At 45.3% G+C, this 21,657-nt stretch carries 22 protein-coding genes and 1 other RNA gene; 7 read left to right on the forward strand and 16 right to left on the reverse strand.

Going from position 1 to position 21,657, the window contains the following annotated elements; genetic code table 11:
- Positions 1–11: 11 nt before the first annotated feature.
- From mraY to rsmI, 8 genes are all read right to left on the reverse strand, one after another.
- A complete protein-coding gene (gene mraY / locus AACT18_RS10335) occupies positions 12–1,094 on the reverse strand; it encodes a phospho-N-acetylmuramoyl-pentapeptide-transferase (protein ID WP_017046513.1) in 1,083 nt (360 codons plus the stop codon).
- Entirely contained in the window at positions 1,091–2,449 is a 1,359-nt protein-coding gene (locus AACT18_RS10340) for a UDP-N-acetylmuramoyl-tripeptide--D-alanyl-D-alanine ligase (protein ID WP_094125314.1), read from the reverse strand. Before AACT18_RS10340 ends, mraY begins: the two co-directional genes overlap by 4 nt.
- Positions 2,446–3,933, reverse strand: coding sequence for a UDP-N-acetylmuramoyl-L-alanyl-D-glutamate--2,6-diaminopimelate ligase (murE, locus tag AACT18_RS10345; protein ID WP_094125315.1), 1,488 nt, complete (start codon positions 3,931–3,933; stop codon positions 2,446–2,448). Before murE ends, AACT18_RS10340 begins: the two co-directional genes overlap by 4 nt.
- Positions 3,934–3,949: 16 nt before the next feature.
- Entirely contained in the window at positions 3,950–5,680 is a 1,731-nt protein-coding gene (locus tag AACT18_RS10350) for a penicillin-binding transpeptidase domain-containing protein (RefSeq protein WP_094125316.1), read from the reverse strand.
- A complete protein-coding gene (ftsL, locus tag AACT18_RS10355; RefSeq protein WP_010318013.1) occupies positions 5,677–5,994 on the reverse strand; it encodes a cell division protein FtsL in 318 nt (105 codons plus the stop codon). Before ftsL ends, AACT18_RS10350 begins: the two co-directional genes overlap by 4 nt.
- Before the next feature lie 3 nt (positions 5,995–5,997).
- Positions 5,998–6,948 carry a 16S rRNA (cytosine(1402)-N(4))-methyltransferase RsmH gene (rsmH, locus tag AACT18_RS10360; RefSeq protein WP_010318016.1) on the reverse strand — a complete coding sequence of 317 codons (951 nt, stop codon included), beginning with the start codon at positions 6,946–6,948 and terminating at the stop codon, positions 5,998–6,000.
- A gap of 200 nt (positions 6,949–7,148) precedes the next feature.
- Positions 7,149–7,552, reverse strand: an RNA gene (gene rnpB, locus AACT18_RS10365) — RNase P RNA component class A.
- Between the two features lie 119 nt (positions 7,553–7,671).
- The gene (gene rsmI / locus AACT18_RS10370) at positions 7,672–8,538 is read right to left on the reverse strand and encodes a 16S rRNA (cytidine(1402)-2'-O)-methyltransferase (RefSeq protein WP_013856074.1); all 867 of its coding nucleotides are present in this window, start codon (positions 8,536–8,538) and stop codon (positions 7,672–7,674) included.
- Between the two features lie 69 nt (positions 8,539–8,607).
- Here rsmI and AACT18_RS10375 point away from each other — a divergent pair, with 69 nt between their 5' ends.
- The 4 genes from AACT18_RS10375 to AACT18_RS10390 are packed head-to-tail and all read left to right on the forward strand — an operon-like array spanning position 8,608 to position 11,935.
- Positions 8,608–10,413: a penicillin-binding protein activator gene (locus tag AACT18_RS10375; protein ID WP_029388462.1), complete on the forward strand. Its 1,806-nt coding sequence runs from the start codon at positions 8,608–8,610 to the stop codon at positions 10,411–10,413.
- Complete coding sequence (locus AACT18_RS10380; RefSeq protein WP_094125317.1) at positions 10,400–10,768, forward strand: YraN family protein; 369 nt, start codon at positions 10,400–10,402, stop codon at positions 10,766–10,768. The genes AACT18_RS10375 and AACT18_RS10380 overlap by 14 nt, the downstream gene beginning before the upstream one ends.
- A 3-nt stretch (positions 10,769–10,771) precedes the next feature.
- Positions 10,772–11,362 carry a phosphoheptose isomerase gene (locus AACT18_RS10385; protein WP_010318025.1) on the forward strand — a complete coding sequence of 197 codons (591 nt, stop codon included), beginning with the start codon at positions 10,772–10,774 and terminating at the stop codon, positions 11,360–11,362.
- 3 nt (positions 11,363–11,365) lie between these two features.
- Positions 11,366–11,935, forward strand: coding sequence for a BON domain-containing protein (locus AACT18_RS10390; RefSeq protein WP_017042658.1), 570 nt, complete (start codon positions 11,366–11,368; stop codon positions 11,933–11,935).
- 84 nt (positions 11,936–12,019) lie between these two features.
- Here AACT18_RS10390 and sspB read toward each other — a convergent pair whose 3' ends face one another.
- The 8 genes from sspB to zapE all read right to left on the reverse strand — a co-directional run bounded on the left by sspB (position 12,020) and on the right by zapE (position 18,344).
- Complete coding sequence (gene sspB / locus AACT18_RS10395; RefSeq protein ID WP_176428320.1) at positions 12,020–12,499, reverse strand: ClpXP protease specificity-enhancing factor; 480 nt, start codon at positions 12,497–12,499, stop codon at positions 12,020–12,022.
- Between the two features lie 9 nt (positions 12,500–12,508).
- Positions 12,509–13,144, reverse strand: a complete 636-nt coding sequence (sspA, locus tag AACT18_RS10400) for a stringent starvation protein SspA (protein ID WP_026027272.1) — start codon at positions 13,142–13,144, stop codon at positions 12,509–12,511.
- 97 nt (positions 13,145–13,241) lie between these two features.
- The gene (locus tag AACT18_RS10405; protein ID WP_017046506.1) at positions 13,242–13,979 is read right to left on the reverse strand and encodes a cytochrome c1; all 738 of its coding nucleotides are present in this window, start codon (positions 13,977–13,979) and stop codon (positions 13,242–13,244) included.
- The gene (locus tag AACT18_RS10410; protein ID WP_017046505.1) at positions 13,976–15,241 is read right to left on the reverse strand and encodes a cytochrome b; all 1,266 of its coding nucleotides are present in this window, start codon (positions 15,239–15,241) and stop codon (positions 13,976–13,978) included. The genes AACT18_RS10405 and AACT18_RS10410 overlap by 4 nt, the downstream gene beginning before the upstream one ends.
- A complete protein-coding gene (petA, locus tag AACT18_RS10415) occupies positions 15,241–15,837 on the reverse strand; it encodes a ubiquinol-cytochrome c reductase iron-sulfur subunit (RefSeq protein ID WP_010318038.1) in 597 nt (198 codons plus the stop codon). The genes AACT18_RS10410 and petA overlap by 1 nt, the downstream gene beginning before the upstream one ends.
- A gap of 326 nt (positions 15,838–16,163) precedes the next feature.
- Positions 16,164–16,556 (reverse strand): 30S ribosomal protein S9, encoded by a 393-nt coding sequence (gene rpsI, locus AACT18_RS10420; protein WP_010318040.1) that lies wholly within the window; start codon positions 16,554–16,556, stop codon positions 16,164–16,166.
- 15 nt (positions 16,557–16,571) lie between these two features.
- A complete protein-coding gene (rplM, locus tag AACT18_RS10425; protein WP_013856066.1) occupies positions 16,572–17,000 on the reverse strand; it encodes a 50S ribosomal protein L13 in 429 nt (142 codons plus the stop codon).
- A gap of 237 nt (positions 17,001–17,237) precedes the next feature.
- Entirely contained in the window at positions 17,238–18,344 is a 1,107-nt protein-coding gene (gene zapE, locus AACT18_RS10430; protein ID WP_094125319.1) for a cell division protein ZapE, read from the reverse strand.
- 144 nt (positions 18,345–18,488) lie between these two features.
- Between zapE and zapG the strand changes: the two genes are divergently transcribed.
- The 3 genes from zapG to degS all read left to right on the forward strand — a co-directional run bounded on the left by zapG (position 18,489) and on the right by degS (position 21,620).
- Complete coding sequence (gene zapG / locus AACT18_RS10435; RefSeq protein WP_017046504.1) at positions 18,489–18,932, forward strand: Z-ring associated protein ZapG; 444 nt, start codon at positions 18,489–18,491, stop codon at positions 18,930–18,932.
- A gap of 116 nt (positions 18,933–19,048) precedes the next feature.
- Positions 19,049–20,413 carry a Do family serine endopeptidase gene (locus AACT18_RS10440; RefSeq protein WP_026027948.1) on the forward strand — a complete coding sequence of 455 codons (1,365 nt, stop codon included), beginning with the start codon at positions 19,049–19,051 and terminating at the stop codon, positions 20,411–20,413.
- Between the two features lie 142 nt (positions 20,414–20,555).
- Positions 20,556–21,620 (forward strand): outer membrane-stress sensor serine endopeptidase DegS, encoded by a 1,065-nt coding sequence (gene degS / locus AACT18_RS10445; RefSeq protein WP_026027274.1) that lies wholly within the window; start codon positions 20,556–20,558, stop codon positions 21,618–21,620.
- Positions 21,621–21,657: the final 37 nt, after the last annotated feature.

Consider the following 21,657-nt stretch of genomic DNA (forward strand, 5'->3'; position numbering starts at 1 on the left):
TTGCTCTATCACTAGCGCACTTTTAGTGTAGCCAAACCCACTAACACCAACACAATTGAGATAATCCAAAAACGGACGATCACGCGTGGTTCTGGCCAACCTTTCAATTCATAGTGGTGATGGATAGGGGCCATCCGGAAAATGCGTTGACCACGCAATTTGTAGGAACCGACTTGTAAAATCACCGACAAGGTTTCCATCACAAACACGCCGCCCATGATCACTAACACAAACTCTTGACGAACCAACACCGCAATTGTACCGAGTGCACCGCCTAGAGCGAGTGAACCCACATCGCCCATAAAGACTTGCGCAGGATAAGTGTTGAACCACAGAAAACCTAAACCGGCCCCCACAATTGCAGTACACACCACCACCAACTCTGAGGCATAAGGAACATAAGGAATATGCAGATAACTGGCGAAATTGACGTTCCCAGTTGCCCATGCAATCACAGCAAAACCGGCAGCAACCAAAACAGTCGGCATGATGGCTAAACCGTCCAGACCATCGGTTAAGTTCACCGCGTTACTGGTTCCGACGATGACAAAATAGGTCAGCACAATGTAGAGCAAGCCCAGTTGCGGCATCACATCTTTAAAGAAAGGCACCACAAGCTGAGTAGCTGCGGTATCGTTGCCATGTGCATAGAGAGCAAACGCCACTATCAACGCAATGGCCGACTGCCAAAAGTATTTCCAGCGTGCGATCAATCCATCACTGTTTTTACGCACCACTTTGCGATAATCATCCACAAAACCGACGACGCCATAACCAAGCAGCACCGCGAGTACAGCCCACACGTAAGGGTTTGAGAGATCAGTCCACAGCAGTACGGTAATAATGATAGAGGCGAGGATCATCACTCCGCCCATGGTTGGCGTACCGCGCTTACTAAAATGTGATTCTGGACCGTCGTTCCGCACTACTTGACCAATTTGCAGTAGTTGCAAACGTTTAATCAAGCGCGGCCCCATCCATAACGACAGAGCAAGTGCGGTTAAAATACTGACGATGGCCCGAAATGAGAGATATTCGAACAGACGAAAAAAAGAGAAGTATGGCTGGAGTAGATCCGCGAGCCAAATAATCATGAGTATTTCTCCTTGAGAGCAGCCACAATTTTACTCATACCCGCACTGTTTGCACCTTTGACAAGTAAGGTATGAGACTCTTGATCGAATTGTGATAATTGCTGCTCGATATAAGCAATCATGTCCGCATGGCTTTCAAAATGGAGGCCATGGCATAGGTCACTGATCACTTTTGCATCGCGACCGTAAGTAAGGACATAGTCAAACTGGAATGGTGCAGCATGTTCACCGACTTGACGATGAAGTGCAAGGCTTTCATCGCCCAACTCAGCCATATTACCTAAAATTAACCAACGCCTTGCAGAGAAAGTGTTAAGTAGATCAACCGCCGCTTTCATCGCTGGAACACTGGCATTGTAACTGTCATCAATCAGTTTCACAGTCGTGCTCAATTGGGTGACATCAACACGCCCTTTCACCTGAGCTAGATTCGCAAGTCCGTACTGCACCTCTTCAAGATTTGCACCCAGCTCAATGGCTAATGCTGCCGCCGCCAACGCATTGGAAACGTTATGTTCACCCACAATATTGAGCCCAATGTCAATATGACCGACGGGTGTGATCATTTCAAACTGGGCTTCACCTTGTTCATTAAGCCTAATACCACGGGCGTAAAAATCTGCAATTTGACGGCTGGAAAAGGTTTTTACGGTTTTGTCCGCTAAAATAGCGCTCCACCGCTCACCACCGTGGCTTTCTAAATTAATAATGGCTGTCGCACCTGAAGCAAGGCCTTGATAAATTTCACCTTTCGCCTGTTTTACGCCCTCAATTGAGCCAAAACCTTCCAGATGCGCCGCGGCAACATTGTTCACCAATGCAACATCCGGCTTCACTAAAGAGGTGGTATAAGCAATTTCACCAATATGGTTCGCCCCTAACTCAATCACCGCATACGCATCACTAAGACCAGAGCGAAGCAGAGTGAGCGGCACGCCGATATCATTATTAAAATTGCCAGCAGTAAAGAGCACGCGGCCTTTGGCTGATAAAATATTTGCCACCATCTCTTTGACTGTGGTTTTGCCGCAACTGCCTGTAATCGCAGCGGTCGGTGTTTGACACTGTTGGTGAACCCAAGCGCCAAGCTGGCCTAACGCCAGTTTGGTGTCGGTAACCACCAGTTGAGGAACCGAAACCGCCAAAGGGCGCTGAACCAATAACGCCTTTGCACCAGACGCAACCGCTTGTGCAGCAAACTCATGAGCATCAAATTTATCCCCGACCAAGGCAATAAAGAGCGCACCGGGTTTGATTTGACGCGTGTCGGTCGAGACCTCGGACACGGTGACATCACAACCAACCAATTGTGCCTGCAAAACGTGCGTCAATTGCTGTAAAGAGACTTCTATCATGCACTTATCTCCAGTAAAGTTTGCGCCGTTTCGCGATCCGAATAGTGAATAGTTTGATGGGCCATCACTTGATAATCTTCATGCCCTTTGCCTGCCAATAAAATGATGTCTTGCTGATCAGCATGTTGCAGGGCGTATTGCACGGCAGCGTAACGATTGTGTTCAACGTGTGCATGACTTGCAAACTCAAGCCCTGCCACCATATCTTGCACAATGTCTGCCGGTTTTTCGCTACGAGGGTTATCGTCGGTCAAAATGACCTTATCGGCGCAGCGCTCTGCAATTTCGGCCATCATCGGGCGTTTGCCTTTATCACGGTCGCCACCACAACCAAAAATCGCCCATAGCTGACCTTGGCAATGAACGCGAAGTGCTAATAGTGCTTTTTCCAAAGCATCAGGCGTGTGTGCATAATCGACGACGATCTTCGCACGATTTGGCGCTTGAAAGAGCTCCATTCGCCCTAAGACTGGCTGCAGCTGAGAAGCCGTTGTCATCAAGGCTTGTTTATCAAAACCTAAAGTCAGCATAGTGGCAAACGCGAGTAGAAGATTGCTGGCGTTAAATTCGCCAATCAACGGCACGCTCAATTCACCTTGACCATAGTAGCCGTCGAAGGTTAATGAAATACCATTATCACTGTAAGAGACCGAGCTCGCCCACAGCGCTTTAGCGCATTGCGGTTGCTGCTTTAAAGAGACGGCAATCGGTGCTTTCAGCTGTGCTAACCAACTCGCACCCACCGCATCGTCGGCATTAATGACAGCGTGTTGGCAGTGATGAGCGGTAAATAAGGAGAGCTTTGCTTTGGCGTACTCTTCCATGGTGCCATGATAATCGAGATGATCGCGGCTTAAGTTAGAAAACACGCCCACAGCGAACTTCAGTGCTTGAACTCGCCCTTGAACTAATCCGTGCGAAGAGACTTCCAGCGCAGTATAGCGAGCGCCCTGCTGCGCTAATTGATAGAGTGTTTCTTGGACCTCAATGGCATTACCTGTGGTATTGGCGGCAGGCTGTAAATGGTTGAGAAAACCATTCCCCGTCGTACCCAGCACCGCCGCTTTCTCGCCTAACAAGTCAATCCACTGCGCGATTAATTGAGTAATGGTGGTTTTACCGTTGGTTCCCGTAACCCCAATCAACGTACTGGTCTTCGAGCGGTAAAGCCGCGATGCCAGTTGAGATAGATGTTGGTTTAGATCAGCAAGGTAAATCACTAACACGCCATTGACGGTAGCCATACTACCATGCAGATACTGCTCACACGCTTGAGCCAATACCAGATTCGCCCCAGCTTGAGTGGCGCTATCAATAAACTGCCTTCCGTCGATGGCATGGCCGACCACTGCAATAAAGGTATCATTGGGTGATATTTTACGGCTATCGAGCACTAAACGAGTCACCGACAACGTTGAAATAGAATGGCCATCGAGGTCAAGCCAAGGGGCGATGAGATCTTGTAAACACATACTCGGCGTCATTGTGCTTCTCTCTTAATTATTTTTGGAATCGATTTTCATCAGGAGCGACATTGAGGATCTGCAACGCTCCTTTCATTATTTCGGCAAAGACAGGGCCGGCAACGGAGCCGCCATAATATAAGTCACCTTGAGGTTCATTCACCATCACCACTAACGAGACTCGAGGGTCGCTCACTGGAGCCACTCCTGCCGTGTAAGCAAAATATTCATCACCATAACCGCCGGCAATCGCTTTGCGCGAAGTGCCTGACTTGGCCGCAATACGATAGCCCGGAACCGCGGCTTGAGTTGCTGTGCCACCGGGTTGGGTAACGGTTTCTAACATTTCCAACACTTTCTTAGCATTAGTTTTATCAACCACTTGGCGTGATAAATCTTGCTGGTTGCTGTCAATAATATGGATTGGTTGGTACTGACCTAAATTGCCTAAAGTGGCATAAGCATGAGCCAACTGAATGGGGGTAATTGACAAACCATAGCCAAATGCCAAGGTGGCAATTTCAAACGGTGACCAACGGCGGCGATTCGGGAAAATACCCAAAGTCTCACCGACGAGGTTTAAACCGGACATTTCACCAAGCCCTACAGAGGTATACATACCTAATAGGGCTTCGAGAGGCATTTCAAGCGCCAGCTTAGCCACTCCGATGTTACTCGATTTTTTCAGAATTAAGGTTAAATCGGCTTTGCCGACTTTTGAGGTATCACGCACTCGACTGCCGCCGATTTGCATGATGCCATTCCCTGTATCAATCACCGTTTTGTCATTCGCGACGTCATTTTCAAGCGCGGCCAATACTACAAAAGGTTTAACAGTTGAGCCCGGTTCAAAGGCGTCGGTGATCACGCGGTTACGCATTTTAAAACTTTGCCAATCGGAACGGTTATTGGGGTTGTATGAAGGGGCGTTAACCATCGCTAATACTGCACCCGTTTTCACGTCGAGCAAAATGGCCGATGCCGAAGTAGCACGATAGTCCGCCACAGCTTGCTTGACCGCACGAAAGGCGATCGCTTGCAAACGTTGGTCAATGGTCAACGCCAGTGGCTTGCCCTCTTCACGCTCTTCAAGCGAGATATTTTCCACCACTCGGCCATACCGATCTTTGCGGATCACCTGTTTGCCAGCTTCCCCCGTCAGCCATTTATCATAGCTGCGCTCAACCCCTTCTAAACCGTGGCCATCGATGCCCGTCACACCAATTAAGTGCGCACTCGCCTCACCAGCTGGATAGTAACGGCGAGATTCGGCCTTGAGCCCCACACCCGCTAATTTAAGTTCGCGAATATAATTGGCCATTGCAGGGCTCACTTGACGCTGCAAATAGATAAAACGGCGGGTTTGGTTCTCTTCAATTTTTTTCAGCAGCTCACTGCGCTTAATGCCTAACACATCAGCCAGTGCGTACCAACGTTCACGTTCAACTAAGCCGCCGGCTTTAAAAATAGCCACAGGATCAGCCCATACTGCATCGACAGGAACACTGACTGCGAGAGGTTCACCATTACGATCCGAAATGATTCCGCGTGCCGATGGCAAGGTTTTGGCTCGGATAGAGCGCATATCCCCTTCGCGGATCAAATTATCCGGTTCGATAATTTGGATGAAGGCAACGCGCCCAACCAATAAAGCAAAAGCAACGAATACAAAAAAGAGGATGAGATAGAATCGCCAACGGATCAAAATAGGAGATGTCGCTTTTTCTTGACGAGGTGCCGCTTGGGCTTGGGCTTTGTTTTTTTTCATTTGAGCGTAATCACCACTTCTTTATCAGAATCAGGTCGCTTCATTTCCAGCTCTTGTTTGGCAAGATTCTGCACGCGGCTATGTTCTGCGAGGGCCGTTTCCTCAAGAATGAGGTTACGCCATTCATTATCGAGCCGCTCGCGCTCAACTAAGGTTTGATCTTTTTCTGAAATCGCCTGCCTAGAATGGTGGGTAATAAACACCACTCCCATCGCACTGGCAAAAATTAACATTAACAAAATAAGCGGCACTCGACCCACCGTAAACAGGTCAAGTGCAATCAGTTTGGTTAAGTTAGGCGGCGACTTAGACATGGACTACAGTTTTTCAGCAACTCGTAATACTGAGCTGCGTGAGCGGGGATTGAGTTCCACTTCTTCTTTAGTTGGCATAATCGCTTTCCCAACTGGTTTTAAGTTGGCTGAGCCCAATGCCTGAATTTGTATTTCTGTTAACGGCAAACCATGTGGAACCTCTGGGCCTTTACTCTCTTTACGAATAAAGCGTTTGACCATGCGATCTTCAAGCGAATGGAAACTGATCACCGATAAGCGCCCTTGTGGGGCTAAGATCTTAGCTGCGCCTTTTAATGCAGTGTCGATCTCTTCTAATTCACTATTGATATAGATACGAAATGCTTGAAATGAGCGCGTAGCCGGGTGTTTTTTCTCTTTAAAGCTTTTCGGCGCGGCTTCTGAAATCAGTTTAGCCAATTGACTGGTACGCGTCAGAGGCTCTTTTTCATCGTCTTCACGGTAAGCGACAATCGCTTTGGCAATACGGCGCGCGTGCTTGTCTTCACCAAATTCACGAATCACCCAAGTAATGTCGTCCAAATCGGCTTGCGCAAGCCACTGCGAGACAGGGATCCCTGACGTCGGGTCCATACGCATATCAAGCGGGCCATCTTTCATGAAGCTAAAACCGCGCTCGGCATCGTCCAACTGCGGCGAGGAAACGCCTAAATCAAGTAGTACTCCATCCACTTTCCCGACCAGATCGTAGCGCTCAGCGTATTGTGCCATGCCAGAAAATGGGCCATGGATGATAGTAAAACGCGGGTCGTTAATTTTTCCAGCTTCAGCAATCGCTTGTGGATCGCGATCTATGCTGTACAGACGACCATTGTCACCCAACTTAGAGAGAATTGTACGACTATGACCACCACGGCCAAACGTGCCGTCGATATAAATACCGTCTGGTTTGATAGCAAGGCCATCAATGGATTCATTCAGTAGTACAGAAATGTGTTGAAAAGGTTCAGTCATCGTTTTCTCATCGGGCTAAAGCTGAAATATAGCAATCGGCTACGGCGCAAGTATTCAGTTTACTGATTTAACGCCGCATCGCTACCACTTGACGTTGGCATCACGTGATATTGCGCTAAGTTTAGTGCTTACGAAATAATTTTCGTCAATAAAAAGCAAAAAACCCATCATAACCGCAAGAGTTATGATGGGTCTGCAATAGGTGGAGTTGACGTATAAGCCGGGTTCTGTTCCGCTTGCGCGGCAGTAGCCATTCGTCTAGGCCAGCAATCACTCACTGGCTCAAGCAACCTACCCGCTTCCTTACGCGAGCAACGCAATGTGGAAGCCTATTTGGTCTTGCTCCGGGTGGAGTTTACCTTGCTACGAACTGTTGCCAGACGCACGGTGCGCTCTTACCGCACCCTTTCACCCTTACCTGTGCCCATTCCGAAGAAATTGGGCCATCGGCGGTCTTCTCTCTGCTGCACTTGTCGTAGGCTTTCGCCCCCCAGGCGTTACCTGGCACCCTGCTCTATGGAGCCCGGACTTTCCTCCCCTCCATCAGTCTCCCCAGCACAAGGCTAAAGGACATCAATGAAGCAGCGACTACCCAGTCAACTCCGAGGGCGGATTGTATAGAGAAAGATAGGTACTGTCTAGGCTCAAACAACTTCTGTGTTTAATTCACGCTTAAGCGTTTAATTATCCATCGATTTAAAACATCAAGATGCCGCTGGCTAATTAAGCAGATAGGTTTTCAAGCCCCCACTTATAAAGGGCATTTTTCTTAAGGTTATAAATTTCAGCCGCCAATGCGGCCGCTTTTTTCAGAGGCAGCTCTTTTGTCAAAATCGCTAAACTGCGCAACGCTTCGTCCGGCAAGCTATCGTCCACGCTTTCTCTGTAACCATGGATCAGTAACACCATTTCACCACGCTTGCGGTTCTCATCTTCATTAATCCAATTAATCAGTTCGCCTAACGGCAAACCTTGAATCGTCTCGAAGGTTTTGGTGAGCTCGCGGGCTAGCACCACGTTACGATCTGGCCCTAAGATAGCTAACATATCTTGCAGTGATTCGCTAATTCGGTGTGGTGACTCATAAAAAATACAGGTGCGTTCAGCCTTAGCGATCTCTAGGAATTTATCTTTACGCCCTTTGCTTTTCGGCGGCAAAAAACCTTCAAAACTGAAACGATCAGAAGGCAAGCCTGATGCACTGAGCGCAGTAATCACAGCACAGGCGCCCGGAAGTGGCACAACTCTCACACCAGCTTGACGACATTGATTGACAAGATGGTACCCTGGATCACTGATCAGTGGCGTTCCTGCATCAGAAACCAACGCAATAGATTGCCCTGATAATAATTTATCGACTAACACTTGTGCTTTTTGCTGTTCGTTGTGATCATGCAAGGCAAAGGTTTTAGTCTGGATATTGAAGTGAGCGAGAAGTCTGCCAGTATGGCGTGTATCTTCCGCAGCGATAACATCAACACTTGAGAGTACTTCAATGGCTCGCTGGGTAATATCACCCAAATTGCCAATTGGCGTAGGAACAATGTAGAGAGTTGGGATCTCTGCTGGCAAGGTTTTGCTATCTGTCATTTGTTTACCATCACTTCAACGATTAATATAGAGACAATTTTACACGGAATAACGAAAGAACTCATGGCTATGAAGAACCATCCGAGACTCAGTGTACCACGCTTATTCACGCCCGTTGCATTAGCAATGGCTTTGGCGGCGTGTTCGTCTTCACCGTCGACGCCCACCTCAGTCGATATTACGCAAGATCCCACCAAGTCAGCGCAAACTTACTTGATGCAAGCAGATAGTAGCCAAGGTTCACTGCAAAATGATTGGTTGATCATGGCTCTTAAAGCCGCCATTAACGAAAACAACAGCGAACAAGCGCAACTGTTGATTATGCGCTTAGCCAAACAGTCGCTCTCTGAAGCGCAACAAGCTGAATGGCAAATGGCTAAGGCGCAGTTGTTGAGTAATGCGGAACAGTTTTCACAAGCGCTCTCTCAGCTTAATTTTCAGGCTTGGTGGAAGCTAAGCCCTGAAACATGGGCTCAATACCATCAAATGCGCGCCGATATTTTTACCGCGCTCAGCCGCCCTTTTGATTCAAGTAGGGAGCTTATTGCATTAAGCACTTACGTTGATGATGCCGAGCAAGAAGCGATTGCCGATCAAATTTGGCTCAATTTCAATCACTATAGCGAACGTGAAATTACCCAATTAAATCCAGAGCCTAACGAAAACGTGCTCGATGGCTGGCTACAACTGGCTGTATATATGAAAACGCTCAATAGCAATATTCCGCAGTTGAAGAATACGCTCGAAAAATGGCTTGCGGAAAACAGCAATCACCCAGCGGCTCGTTATACGCCTAAAGCGATACAAGATATTCTAGCGCTGGAGATCATCAAGCCCACTAACACCGCGTTGTTACTTCCTCTTTCAGGAAAGTTTGCCACGCAAGCTCAACTGATCCGTGATGGCTTTATCATGGCGATGATGAATGACCGTAACCGTGACCTCAATGCTACCTTGACTGTGATTGATACCAATGCCGAAGACGCCGCGCTCATAGACAAGCAATTGATTGAAAAAAACATTGATTTCATTGTTGGGCCACTCATCAAAGAGAACATCGAGAATCTACATAAGCTTCAACAAGCACGCTTAGCTTCTATCCCTACGCTGGCGTTGAATATTCCAGACCAAATTGAAGATCATCCTAACACTTGCTATCTTGCACTTTCGCCAGAGCAAGAGGTTGAACAAGCCGCTAAGTATCTGTTTAGCCAAGGCTATCAATACCCTTTAATACTCGCTCCTCAAGGTAATTACGGCCAGCGTGTAGTAGAAGCGTTTAACGCAGAATGGCAAAAATACAGCAAGAATAAAGTATCGGTGAACCTATTTGGTGATAAGCGTCAATTGCAACGCAACATTAACTCAGTATTTGGTCTACAAGATAGCCAACAAAATATCGCGCAAATGGATGCGTTGATGGGTATTGATTTGCAAAGCCTGCCCCGCAGTCGTCGTGATATCGATTCGGTTTATATCGTGGCTAACAGCGCAGAATTGACTTTAATTAAACCCTTTATCGAGGTCGCAATTAACCCTGACACTAAGCCACCTAAACTGTTCTCAAACTCTCGTAGTAACAGTGGTAACACACAGTATGAAGACCTCTCTGGTGTAACTTATAGCGATATTCCATTACTCATTCATCCCAATTCAATGCTGGATAATGAAATGAACCAATTGTGGCCAAAGAACTCCAATAGCGAGCGACGCTTACAAGCATTAGGTATGGATGCTTATCAGTTAATGATTGAGTTGCCACAAATGAAGGTCGTCGAGGGGTATAGTATCGATGGCAAAACAGGCACATTAAGTATTGATGAGCAATGCGTGGTACAGAGAGAGATCAGTTGGGCGGTGCATGGCGCTCTTTAGTCGCCGCGCAATTGGTCAACAGTATGAAACCGCAGCCAAACACTATTTATTAGGTTGTGGTTTGGCTTTTATTGAACAAAACTTCAATACCAAAGTCGGTGAAATCGACCTCATTATGCGAGATAAAAACACCTTAGTGTTCGTAGAGGTTAAATACAGGAAAAACCAATGTCATGGGCATGCCGCAGAAATGGTTACTACTGCAAAAATGGCAAAGTTGATGAAAACCGCAACTTTATGGCTACTGAAACATGGCCTATCGCCCTATGACACCGATTTTCGTTTCGATGTGATCGCCATCCACCAAGATGTGCACCACATTGAGTGGATTAAAAACGCAATAACTCAAGGATAAACGATGCTCGACAGCATTAAAGACAGTTTTACCGAAAGCATCCAAATTCAAATTGCGGCTGCTGAAGCACTACCCCATGCGATCACGCATGCTGCACAAGCCATGGTGGCAACGCTACTTAACGGTCATAAAATTCTCTGTTGCGGTAATGGTGGCTCTTCGGCCAATGCCCAGCTTTTTTCTTCTTGCTTACTGAACCGTTTTGAAACTGAACGTCCGAGTTTACCCGCCATTGCATTAACCGCAGACAATACCACGTTAACCGCAGTTGCTAACGACTATCACTACCAAGAAATATTCTCGAAACAGGTACGTGCATTTGGTCAACCTGGTGATGTTTTGTTGGCTATTTCAACCAGTGGTAACAGCAAAAACATCATTAAAGCGATGGAAGCGGCTGTGACTCGTGATATGACGATTATCGCTCTCACAGGCAAAGACGGTGGAGAAATGGCTGGTCTTCTAGGTGAAAATGATGTGGAGATCCGCATCCCCTCGCAGCGGACGGCTCGAATCCATGAAGTTCATATGGTCACCCTACACTGCTTATGTGACTTAATTGATCAAGTCCTTTTCCCTTCTCATGAAGAATAGACAATGAATAGATTAAAACTTTCACTCATTCTACTGTTGAGCTTTGCTGTATCAGGTTGTGCAGGAGTTATCCTTGCTGGCGCGGCAACAACAGCGAGCCTAGTAACAGACCCTCGAACCACTCAAGAAATTTGGAATGATAATAACATCGAATTTGAAGTAGCAGGTATCGCCAATAAAGCCCCCTTTAACGGAAAAACTCGCATTACGGCCAGTTCTTATCAAGGGATTGTCGTGTTGATGGGACAAGCTGAAAACTCCGGATTACTCAATGAGTTTGAAAATAAAGCACGTGAGACAAAAGGGGTCAAAACCATTCATAATCAAGTCAGAATAAAAGCGCCTTTATCAATTGGCGAAATCAGTAACGATAGTTGGATTACGACTAAAGTAAAATCAGCGCTGTTGGCCAATTCTGAACTGAACACAATCAAAATCAAAGTAATCACAGAAAATAGAGAAGTATTTTTACTTGGCTATGTCTCGGCAGAACAGGCTAATCTAGCCAGTGATATTGCCCGAAACATATCAGGCGTAAAACAGGTGATTAAGGCATTTCAATACAGCGAATAACCTCGGTTATCCTTTGTTTTTTAGAAAAAAAGCAGCGATATTCGCTGCTTTTTCGATCATGACTGCTTAATGTGTGAAAGTGAGTTACTTAATAACTCTTAAGCTTGGTTTTCCCTTCGGCCGAGAGGTTTCTTGTGCTCGAGTCTCTAATAATTCCTCATCTTCTTGAGAAGCAGCGCTTAACATCGGCTCTTGTTCAGATTCCTCTGTTATGCCCGCTTCTAGATAAGGGATATAGGCCTCTTCAGGTTCGAACATAGTACCTGCACCGTTTTCACGTGCATAGATAGCTTGCACTGCGTACAAGGGCACTATGACCGAATGAGGACGTCCACCAAAGCGAGCATTGAACGTAATCGCTTCATTGCCAAGCTCAAGGTTACCTATCGCTCTTGGGGCAAGATTAAGGATAATTTGTCCATCTTGCACAAACTCCATCGGCACTCGTACACCTGTAAGAGTAGCATCCACAACAACATGAGGAGTCAATTCATTTTCTAATAGCCAATCATAAAATGCTCTAAGCATATAAGGTCGGCGAGGAGTCATTTGAGAGATATCCATCAAACTACCTTAACGAACTAAACGCATCTCACGTTCAGCTTCTGTTAAAGAAGCCAAGAATGAATCACGCTCAAAAACACGATTCATATATACTTTAAGCTCTTTAGAGCCAGGACCAATCAGATCAATACCCAAAATAGGTAAGCGCCATAGTAATGGAGCTAAATAACAGTCAATTAGGCTAAACTCTTCACTCATGAAATATTCGTATTCCGCGAACACAGGACCAAGAGTAAGCAGATCATTGCGTAATTTATTACGAGCAGCTTCTGACTCTTCCGCATTACCCTTCACGACTTTCTCAGCCAGTGAGTACCAGTTTTTCTCAATACGGTAAATCATCAAACGGCTATTACCACGAGCCACAGGATAAACAGGCATCAGCGGTGGATGAGGGAAACGCTCATCTAGGTATTCCATGATGATCTTTGAGTCATAAAGAGCAAGCTCACGATCAACTAACGTTGGTACTGTCTTATATGGGTTTAGCTCAATAAGGTCAGCTGGCAGATTGGTTTCATCAACTAATTCTACTTCAACACTGACACCTTTTTCCGCTAGAACAATACGTACCTGATGACTATACATATCAGATGCACTCGAAAATAGCGTCATCACAGAACGTTTATTGGCAGCTACAGCCATGGAGCCCTCCAGCACACTTACAGATATAAAAACAATGGAGGCCAAGCCTCCATTGAAGATTCTAAAAATTAGAAATTAACGCCGCATGGTAGCACAATTAATGCACATCACGCCAATATTCTTTCTTCAATAGAACGACCACGATAGTAAATAGCACAAGGAATGCCATTACCCACCAACCTAAAGTTTGACGCTCAAGCTTGACTGGTTCTGCTGAATATTCAAGGAAGTTAACAATGTCACGGACCGCTTGATCATACTCACTTTGGCTCAGCTCACCCGTTCCATCAGACTCGGCACCAATAACAGCCTTGACTTCCTCGCCATTGACAAGATGAGTACCATAAACTGGTTGTGGGATCCCTTGTAGCTCTTCAAGCACATGGGGCATACCGACACTTGGGAATACGATGTTGTTTACGCCAAAGGGCCGGCTAGGATCGGCATAAAATGAGCGAAGGTAAGTATACAACCAATCTGTTCCTCGAACACGAGCCACAAGCGTTAAATCTGGTGGTGGTGCACCAAACCATTTCGCTGCCGACTTATCTGGAATCGCATTCTCCATCAGTTGACCAATTTTGGCATTCGGATCAAAGATCAAATTCTCTTTCATCAAATCCGAGGGAATATTCAAATCATTCGCTACACGCTCATAACGCTGGTACTGAGTTGAGTGGCAACCAAAACAGTAGTTCATGAATAGCTTTGCACCATGCTGCAGTGATGCTTGATCTGTTAAATCATTATTTGCTTTATCTAAATGTACATTTGCGCCAGCTGCCAAAGCAAGAGATGGCAGCATTGCAAACAAAATTACAATCCACTTTTTCATTTAAATGTCACCCTCTCTGGTAATGGTTTCGTTGCTTCATTTTTGCTGTAGAAGAACAACAAAACAAAGAACATGAAGTAACCAACGCTAAATATACGTGCAAGCATTGTGTAAGTGGCTGTCGCAGGTAACGCACCTAAAACACCTAACGCAATAAAGCAGATAGTGAACTGAATAATATTGATTAAGTGGAACTTACTACGATAACGGTAAGAACGAACCTTACAACGATCCAGCCATGGCAATAAGAACAACACCACAATCGATGCACCCATCGCAGCCACACCAATTAACTTATCAGGAACAGCACGTAAAATTGCATAGAAAGGCGTGAAATACCAAACAGGTGCGATGTGTGCTGGCGTTTTTAGTGGGTTTGCCGCTTCAAAGTTAGGCGGCTCAAGGAAGTAGCCCCCCATCTCTGGGTTAAAGAACAACACATAACAGAACAGGATTAAGAAACCGGCTACACCAATAAGATCTTTCACTGTCCCGTAAGGATGGAATGGAATCGAATCAATGATGTCGTATTTCTTGGTGTAGTAGTCGTGAAATTTAAACTGCGTTTTATAATCATCGCCCATCGACCCTTTTGGTACTTTGGTTTCGATACCGTCAGGGTTATTAGAGCCGACTTCATGCAGTGCTAATATATGGAGAACAATTAGCAACAATAAAACAATAGGTAAAGCAATCACATGCAGTGCAAAGAAACGGTTCAGAGTGGCACCTGAAATAACGTAGTCACCACGTATCCATAGAGTTAAATCATCACCGATAACGGGGATTGCACCGAACAAAGAGATAATAACTTGCGCTCCCCAGTAGGACATTTGTCCCCATGGTAGCAAGTATCCCATAAAGGCTTCGGCCATCAACACTAAGAAGATCAGCATGCCAAATAGCCATAGCAGTTCACGAGGCTTCTGATAGGAACCGTAAATTAAGCCACGGAACATATGTAGATAAATCACCACAAAGAAAGCTGAAGCGCCAGTGGAGTGCATATAGCGCAGTAACCAACCATACTCAACATCACGCATTATGTATTCAACAGATGCAAAAGCCCCTTCACCTGATGGCACATAGTTCATGGTTAGCCACACACCAGTGAGCAGTTGGTTAACAAGAACCAACATGGCTAACGATCCAAACAAGTACCAAAAGTTAAAGTTTTTCGGCATTGGATATTCAGATAGGTGTTTTTTGTAAGCGTTCATTGCAGGTAAACGCTTTTCTACCCAATCAAGTAAAACTTGCATTATGCAGCCTCCCCGGTCTCATCTAATCCTATGACAATACGAGTATCGCTAAGATACATATATTGAGGGATAACCAAGTTTAGTGGTGCCGGAACACCTTGAAAAACTCGACCCGCCATATCAAATTTCGAACCATGGCAAGGACAGAAAAAACCAGATTTAACCCCTTGAACTTGTTCACTAAAAGAATCAGGCAAATAAGTAGGTGAACAGCCAAGGTGAGTACAAATACCCACAGCAACGAAATATTCAGGTTTAATCGATCGATAAGCATTTTGCGCATAATTAGGCTGCTGCTGCTCATCCGATTGAGGATCTCGAAGTTGGTTTTCGATATCTTTTAGCCCATCGACCACTGATTGAGAACGACGAACAACCCAAACAGGTTTTCCTCGCCACTCAACACGAACCATTTGCCCCTCTTCAAGTTTACCGATTTCAACTTCAACGGGGGCTCCAGCCGCTTTGGCTTTGGCACTTGGGTTCCAAGATTTAATAAAAGGAACGGCGACAGCAGCGGCTCCTAACCCTCCGACAACGGCTGTTGTCGCGGTTAAGAAACGTCTGCGACCGTTATTTAAAGGCGCATTGCTCATCCAAACATTCTCCCATTTGCTCCCTGTGGATTATTATTATTCCGCTTATCAAGAGCATGGCTAACAAAATACGAATCTAGTTGTATTTATTTGATGGCAAATCATAAATAAAACCCTACTTTTTGACAAGATAAAGCTACCTTTTCGTAACATTCGTGAAGTAAATCGCACGTGAGGTCACAAAAGGAAGATTAAAGAGCAACAACCAAATGATGTGATTAAAAAAATGAGTGTTTGCTAACACCAAAAAACAAAAAGCCCGGTATAAATACCGGGCTTTTGAACCACAATCCAGTAACACTGGAAGCGAATCTTTTGAAAAAAGATTAACGCTTAGAGAATTGTGGTTTACGACGTGCTTTACGCAGACCAACTTTCTTACGTTCAACGCAACGAGCGTCGCGAGTAACGTAGCCAGCTGCACGTAGAACAGGACGTAGTGATTCGTCGTATTCCATTAGAGCGCGAGTGATACCGTGACGGATAGCACCAGCTTGACCAGAAATACCACCACCTTTAACAGTGATGTATAGATCTAGTTTCTCAGTTAGTTCAACTAGCTCAAGAGGTTGTTTAACAACCATGCGAGAAGTTGGACGACCAAAGTAAACATCAAGGCTACGCTTGTTGATTACAATGTTGCCGCTGCCTGGTTTAATAAAAACGCGTGCAGCTGAGCTTTTGCGACGGCCAGTGCCGTAGTATTGATTCTCTGCCATTTTCGAAATCCCCAATTAGATGTCTAGTACTTTTGGTTGTTGAGCAGCATGGTTGTGCTCAGCGCCAGCGTAAACTTTCAGCTTACGGTACATAGCACGGCCTAGAGGACCACGTGGTAGCATACCTTTAACCGCTAGCTCAATAACCATCTCTGGCTTACGAATAATCAGCTTGTCGAAAGTGATTGATTTTAAGCCGCCTGGAAATTCAGTGTGACGGTAGTAAGTTTTAGCTGCTGCTTTGTTACCAGTTACAGTAACTTTCTCAGCGTTTACAACGATGATGTAATCACCAGTGTCTACGTGAGGAGTGTATTCAGCTTTATGTTTGCCACGTAGGCGAGATGCAATTTCACTTGCTAGACGACCTAGAGTTTTACCCTCAGCGTCTACGATATACCAGTCGCGTTTTACAGTTTCTGGTTTAGCAACGAAAGTTTTCATGCTAATAATAACCCGTTAAATAAAATTTACACTAAAAGGAGCATTAAAATGCCCCCACTGTCTAAGAGTCCAAAGTTGCCCCTTCGAGCGTTTGGTTTCTCTCGGCCTCTCGTTTCACAGAAACAGGCCTGCAGTAACGGTGGGTCGCAGGATTATAGGGAAGTCAGTAGAAAAAATCACCTCTTTTTGAACAAAATCACGAATTTTTTATTTTGCTTTAAAAGTGTTCGGATTGAGCTAGGCCAGATGTTCCCTTGATAAATACTCATGACTTTGCATTTCAATTAACCGCGACTGACAACGTTTGAATTCAAACTCCAGTTGCCCATGCAGATACAGATCGTCCAGCGCCACTTCGGCGGAGATAATTACTTTTACATGTCGTTCGTAAAATTCATCAATCAACGCAATAAAACGCCGCGCTGCATCATCGATGGCGCGATCCATTTGCTTCACATCGGCCAGCAGTACTGTGTGGTAAATTTTGGACAACTCAATGTAATCGTTTTGGCTTCTCGCCGTTTGGCATAACTGTTCAAATGTCGCATGTAAAATACCATCACTAGCCTTTACAACAGCGAGGGTGCGATGATTGATTTCAATCTCACTGCGTGCTTCTTTTTTCTCGTCACCAACCAATTGCCGATAGTAATGTTGTAAATTGTGGCTTGCTGCTTCATCCAATGGATAGTGGTAAATTTCCGCTTGCTCTAATGTTCTTAAGCGATAATCAATGCCACTATCGACGTTCAACACATGACAGTGTGATTCAATCAAAGCAATTGCAGGGAGAAAGCGTGCTCGCTGCAAGCCGTTGCGGTATAAGTCGTGCGGTGGAATGTTCGATGTCGCCACTAAGATAATACCGCGCTTAAACAGTGCTTGAAACAAGGTACCCAAAATCATCGCATCGGTAATATCTGATACAAAAAATTCATCAAAACAGATAATTTCCGTTTCAGACTTAAAAATATCGGCAACCTTTTCTAAAGGCTCTTCAACTCCAGCCAGCGCCTTCAACTCATCATGAACTCGGTACATAAAACGGTGGAAATGCACTCGCATTTTGCAAGTGGTTGGCAGAGCCTCAAAAAACGTATCCATTAGATAGGTTTTTCCTCGCCCGACACCGCCCCAAAAATAGAGCCCTTTAGGTAAGTTAGGCTGTTCAGGTTGGCGACCAAGCCATTTGGTCCAAACCGCGGAGGGCTTAACTGGTTGGTTAAGATAATCCTGAAACTGATGGTAGAGTAAATCCAGCGCATCGACGGCGCTTTCTTGAGCAGAGTCTCGTTGAAAACCGAGTTTTTTTACATCGTGTTCATATCGCTGTTTTGGTGTCATGACCGCCTACTGCACTAAAGAAACTGGAAACTGCTATTTCGTGTATTTCGCTTTATTGGCTAGAGCAGTCATAGTAACATGTCCAAGCGACGTGTGTAACCAATAGGTAAAAAACATGTTAAATAACAACAATAAGGAGCTGTTATGCCTTGGATATATGCCATTGTAGGCTTGCTAGTAGGGGCCGTGTTGGGAATGGTCATTTCACGATTGACTACGCCTCAATATAAAAACCAAAAGTCTCTACAAAAAGAATTAGATAACGCGAAATTTAGTTTGGAACAACAACGCCAAGAATTGTCGGATCACTTTGCTCAAGCGGCAGAAATACTCGATACCCTAGGTAAAGATTATACAAAACTGTATCAACACATGGCCAAAACATCGTCCGAAATTCTGCCGAATATGCCAGAGCAAGATAACCCATTTATCAAAAAAATCGCTCTGCATAATGATACAGAGAAAAGCAACGATGACATTTTGGAACAGCCACCGAAAGATTATGCCAATGGCGCAACAGGGCTTTTTAATACCCCTAAAAAAGAGATCATTCATTCTGCAGACGTGGTTAAGGTGAAAGCCGTTTAATCTGAATTCATGAACTTTATAAAGGTTTTTGAGTCATAAACCTCACGAGAGTGTTGAAGTTTTGTCTTTCGTACAAATATTAAACTTCGAACACAGTTATTCCAAAGGAGCTTATGATGAAAAAACCTTTACTTCTTTTAACCGCTCTATCGTTAAGTTTAAGTTCAATCATCACCCCACTACCCGCAATGGCAGCGCTACCCTTTTCTGTCAGTGGTGAGCCACTGCCGAGCTTAGCACCGATGCTAGAGCAAGTGACACCAGCGGTTGTGAGTATCTCAGTTGAGGGAACTCAAGTCTCCCATCAACGTTTACCCGAGCAGTTTCGATTTTTCTTTGGTCCTGACTTCCCAATCGACCAATCGCAAGAGCGGCCATTTAGAGCATTAGGCTCTGGTGTCATTACTGACGCAGACAAAGGTTATGTTGTGACTAATTATCACGTCATCGATGGCGCTGATAAGATTCGCGTCAAACTATACGACGGCCGAGAATACGATGCGGAGCTCGTCGGTGGCGATAAAATGTCCGATGTCGCGCTGATCAAACTCAAAAAAGCAAAAAATTTAACCCAAATTCGTATCGCAGATTCAGACAAACTACGTGTAGGTGATTTCACTGTCGCGATCGGGAACCCGTTTGGTCTTGGTCAAACGGTGACTTCCGGCATTGTTTCTGCGCTAGGACGAAGTGGACTTAATCTTGAAAACTTTGAGAACTTTATTCAGACCGATGCCGCGATTAACAGTGGCAACTCTGGTGGTGCCTTAGTCAATCTCAATGGTGAATTGATTGGGATTAATACCGCGATTCTTGGGCCGAATGGTGGCAACGTTGGGATAGGTTTTGCAATACCATCAAATATGATGAAAAACTTGACCGAACAGATCTTAGAATTTGGTGAGGTAAAACGTGGCGTGCTCGGTGTTCAAGGGGGTGAAATAACCTCTGAACTGGCTGAAGCGCTAGGCTATGAGTCAAGTAAAGGGGCGTTTGTTAGCCAAGTTATCAAAGATAGCGCCGCCGATAAAGCAGGGATCAAAGCGGGTGATGTCATCACAGCTATTAATGGAAAAAACGTTTCTACCTTCAACGAATTAAGAGCCAAAGTGGCAACATTAGGTGCAGGTAAAAAAATCACAATCGATGTTATCCGCGATGGTAAAAGCAAAACCTTCGACGTAACCTTGAGTGAAAACAACACCACAACCAAAGCAGAGCAACTGCACTCGGGGTTGACTGGTGCGGCACTGACCAATACGACGGATCAAGACCCAATCGCTGGCGTTAAAGTGACTGCTATAGAGAAAGGGTCAGCGGCAGAAGCGTATCAACTACAAAAAGAGGACATCATCATTGGTGTTAACCGCCAACGAGTGAAAAACCTCGCACAATTACGCGAAATTTTGGAGAAAAAGCCGAGCATACTTGCGCTGAATATCCAACGAGGTGATAGAACCATTTACTTGGTTATTCGCTAATTAGTGAGAATCGCTTGTGGAGCGATCAGGGCAGCATTTGAATGCTGCCCTTTTCTTATTCAATCATGTAGTGCTATTCTTCCTCTCTCAAGCTCAGGTGTAAAATAAGCTGAGTATATAGCGGGTTTTGTTTGGGGAAGATATGCTTAACTTTTTACTTCGTTCAGTGGGGCTTGGGCTTCTCGCTGCTGTTGTTATTTTACTAGCGGTTCCCTCGCTACGTTCAAATGTTCTCCCGCAAATCGCGGCCGAAGAGTCTCCCAATGCGCTCTCTTTGCAAATTTCGTTTAACCAAGCCGTTCGCCGCGCCGCACCTGCTGTAGTCAATATTTACAACCAAAAATACACCGAAAGCGATCGCAGTAAACTGTCGATTCAAGGGTTAGGCTCTGGTGTAATTGTGAGCGAGAAAGGGTACATCATTACTAACTATCACGTAGTAGCCCAAGCCGACCAAATCGTAGCGGCCTTACAAGATGGCCGTCTCGCAGCAGCGCAATTAGTAGGCAAAGATCGACGCACGGATATCGCAATTTTGCGAATCGAAGGAACGAACCTTCCCGTTATTCCACAAAATCCCAATTACTCGGTGAAAGTTGGCGATGTGGTACTGGCCATTGGCAATCCATACAACCTTGGACAAACCACTACTTTTGGTATCATTTCTGCCACTGAACGTTCATCAGTCAGTACCGATGGACGTCAAGCTTTCATCCAAACTGATGCGGCCATTAATGAAGGCAATTCAGGTGGAGCTTTGGTCAACACTCAAGGAGAGCTCGTAGGTATTAACACGGCTTCGTTTCAACAAGCAACTGAAATGAAAACCGATGGTATATCATTCGCGATTCCCTACAAATTAGCCAATACCATTATGGAAAAAATCATTGCTGATGGACGCGTGATTCGCGGCTATATCGGTATTGATGGGCAAGATATTACTCCAGTAACATCTCGCTTACTTGGCAGTGAACATATTGGCGGCATAGTTGTGTTGGGCATTGACCCCAATGGCCCTGCGGAAACGGCTGGTTTTAAAGAGCGAGACATTATTCTAAAAATTGGCGGTAAAAAAATTAATGGTCGCAAGAGTGTGATGGAAATTGTCACTGACTTGCGGCCAGGTACCGTTGTCGATGTGCTTATCTTACGTAAAGGTGAAGAGATGACACTTCCCGTGACAATTGTTGAAGACCTACGCGAATAAAACTAAGCACCAAAAACACAAAGAGACATAAAAAAGC

Source organism: Vibrio sp. V04_P4A5T148 (assembly GCF_963875605.1).
Classification (GTDB): Bacteria; Pseudomonadota; Gammaproteobacteria; order Enterobacterales; family Vibrionaceae; genus Vibrio; species Vibrio anguillarum.